The organism is Actinoplanes sp. NPDC049599 (assembly GCF_044465625.1).
Lineage (GTDB): Bacteria > Actinomycetota > Actinomycetes > Mycobacteriales > Micromonosporaceae > Actinoplanes.
Window position 1 is genome coordinate 1 of sequence record NZ_JBITLX010000097.1, and the last position, 1,049, is coordinate 1,049.

Below are 1,049 nucleotides of genomic sequence, written 5' to 3' on the forward strand. Positions count from 1 at the left end.
CGATACCCAGGGCCGGTTCGTGGCCGGGGGAGAAGCCGGGTGCGTAACCGGAGAAGATGCGGCGGCAGATTCGGGGACTGCCCACTCGGCCTCGTGCTGTGTGTACACCTGTTGCGCGGTGCTTCGTCGTCCGGCCAGAAGGGTCGGGTCGTAACCGCCGGCGCGCGCGTAGGCGTCGTCCTCCGGCTGCGCGTCGTCCTCGTCGTCGGGTAAGCCGTGCGAAAAGTCACCGTGCAGGCTGGGAGACCCGTCGTCGGGTAGGCCACGTGACCCGTTGCCGGGTAAGCCGTGAGACCCGTCGTCGGGCAAGCCGTGAGACCCGTCGCCGGACAAGCCGGGAGATGGCCCGCCGGACGAACTGCCGGGCAAGTCGTCCGGTAAGTCACCGGGCAAATGGTCGGGCAAGTCGCCCGGCGAGTCACCGGACCCTTGGCCGGACAAGTCGCCGGGCCGGTCGTCGTACCGGTCCCGGGCCCGGGTGCGCTGGTAGTCGGCCAGGTAGGCCGCGCGTTCGTCGTCCTCGAGCCGGAAGGTGTAGGCCTCGTCCGGTTCGGCGGCCGCCTCCTGCTCGGTCATCGGCGGGAGGGACTCGTGCGGCTGGTTGTACGGCTGGTGGTAGACCTCCGCGAACTGCGGGTTCGCGTACCCGCCGCCCCCGGAAGCGTCGGAAGCGGCGTCGAAAGGAACGTCCGGGGAAGCGTCGAAAGCCGGATCCAAAGCCCCGTAGTCGGCATAGCCGTCGTCCGCAAAAGCGTCCTGACCCGCGTCATCCATTGCCACTGGATAGTTGGAGTAGCGGTCAAGCCCGGGATCGGCAACCGCGCCGTACCCACGATCCACCGCGAATGCGTCATCCCCGAATGCGTCGTCGCGGATTGACGGATAGTCCTCACCCCACGTATCCGGTTCCGCGAATGACGACCGATAATCACCGGAAAATGTTTGATTGCGAAACGGTTCTTCAAAAGCGCCCGGCAAGGAATCTCCGGAGCCCGGTAAATCCGCTGCGAAGTCCGGTTCGTAGCTGTCCTCGGGAAGCGGGGACCGGC

At 67.0% G+C, this 1,049-nt stretch carries 1 protein-coding gene; it reads right to left on the reverse strand.

All coding sequences use genetic code 11. The annotated features are described in order from the left end of the window. Positions 1–1,049, reverse strand: a 1,049-nt coding sequence (locus ACIBQZ_RS43395) for a hypothetical protein (RefSeq protein ID WP_396094805.1), incomplete at both ends; no start/stop codon positions are given.